Below are 1685 nucleotides of genomic sequence, written 5' to 3'. Positions count from 1 at the left end.
TTACTAAAACGATATTTCTAAGGTTTTCACCCATAATTATCAGCATTGAATTCATAAAAATTCAAACCATAGCAGTTCATGTAGGTTAGGCAAAATAGGGAACCAATATTACTAAAAATGTAGTCTTCTGACTAATAAAAGGGCCTAAAACTGACTTTTTCGGTTGAAATACAAAATCCAAGGATTTTTCTTCTATGAAACTACAGCTGAAGTGGCCTCTGCCGAGGGCTCAATTTTCTTAACCAGTCCCTGAAGTACCTTTCCCGGGCCAACTTCGGTAAAGAGGGTTGCTCCATCTGCAACCATGTGCTGTACGCTCTGTGTCCACTTAACCGGGGCTGTAAGTTGTGAGATCAGGTTTTGTTTAATTTCATCCGCATTTACTACCGCTGTGGTGGTCACATTCTGATAAATAGGACAGCTGGGTTTACTAAAAGTAGTATGCTCTATTGCGGCTGCCAGTTCTTCCCTGGCAGGCTCCATCAAAGGCGAATGAAATGCCCCGCCAACAGGCAATACCAAAGCCCTGCGGGCACCTGCCGTTTTCAAAGCCTCGCAGGCACGATTTACCGCTTCTATTTCACCGGAAATAACCAACTGTCCGGGACAATTATAATTCGCAGGAACTACAATGCCCTCTGTTACTTCACAAATTTTTTCCACCATCTCATCTTCCAGCCCCAATACAGCCGCCATGGTGCCTGGAACTAGTTCACATGCCTTTTGCATGGCTGTTGCCCTTTGTGAGACTAATGACAAACCGTCCTCAAAGCTCAACGCCCCATTAGATACCAATGCAGAAAATTCACCTAATGAATGCCCGGCAACCATATCTGGTTTAAAATCTTTTCCCATCATTTTTCCTAAAATTACAGAGTGTAAAAAAATAGCGGGCTGGGTAACTTTTGTCTGTTTTAAGTCTTCAGCAGAACCCTGAAACATGATGTCTGTAATACTGAATCCAAGTATGTCATTGGCTTTTTCAAATAGTTCCTGGGCTAAAGGAGATTTTTCATACATATCGAGACCCATTCCGGAAAACTGCGCCCCTTGTCCTGGAAAAATAAATGCATTCATTTTAATCAATTTTTTGGTAGTGCAAAAATAATCATAATTGCGTTCTTAAAACTAATCTTCTTTATACCAACCTGAATATTTTACATAGTTATTGGCAATCCTGTCTATTTCACCTGAGCTCAATTCCACACTGATATCCTTGATTTTTTTGGCCGGCATTCCTGCAAAAACAGATCCTTCCGGTACATGCGTTCCCGCAGTTACTACGGCACCCGCTGCAATAATGCTGTTACTTTCTACCACACAACCGTCCATGACTATACTGCCCATCCCTATTAAAACATTATCCTTTATGGTACAGCCATGTACCAGGGCACTATGGCCTATTGAAACGTTGTTCCCTATGGTAGTGGCAAACTTTTGATAAGTGCCGTGAATTACGGCACCATCCTGAACATTAACTTTGTTCCCCATGGTAATATAATTCACATCACCCCTAACCACGGCGTTAAACCAAATGCTGCATTGATCGCCCATGGTGACTTCACCCACGATGGTGGCATTTTCTGCGATAAAACAATCGTCCCCTATCTGTGGTGTTTTACCATTAACTGTTTTAATGATAATAATAAATAGTAATCTTTAGGTACCGGTTAAAGTCCGGAAAG

2 protein-coding genes are annotated in these 1685 nt (G+C 41.7%); both read right to left on the bottom strand.

Annotated features, from left to right (window positions below; translation table 11 throughout):
- Positions 1-192: 192 nt before the first annotated feature.
- A complete protein-coding gene (fabD, locus tag WBN20_RS14380) occupies positions 193-1077 on the bottom strand; it encodes an ACP S-malonyltransferase (protein ID WP_424282186.1) in 885 nt (294 codons plus the stop codon).
- 51 nt (positions 1078-1128) lie between these two features.
- Positions 1129-1644, bottom strand: coding sequence for a gamma carbonic anhydrase family protein (locus WBN20_RS14375; RefSeq protein WP_424282187.1), 516 nt, complete (start codon positions 1642-1644; stop codon positions 1129-1131).
- Positions 1645-1685: the final 41 nt, after the last annotated feature.

The organism is Eudoraea sp. (assembly GCF_049665975.1).
GTDB lineage: Bacteria > Bacteroidota > Bacteroidia > Flavobacteriales > Flavobacteriaceae > Eudoraea.
Note: the sequence above shows the minus strand (reverse complement) of the source record. Positions and strands in the feature narration are given on the sequence as shown.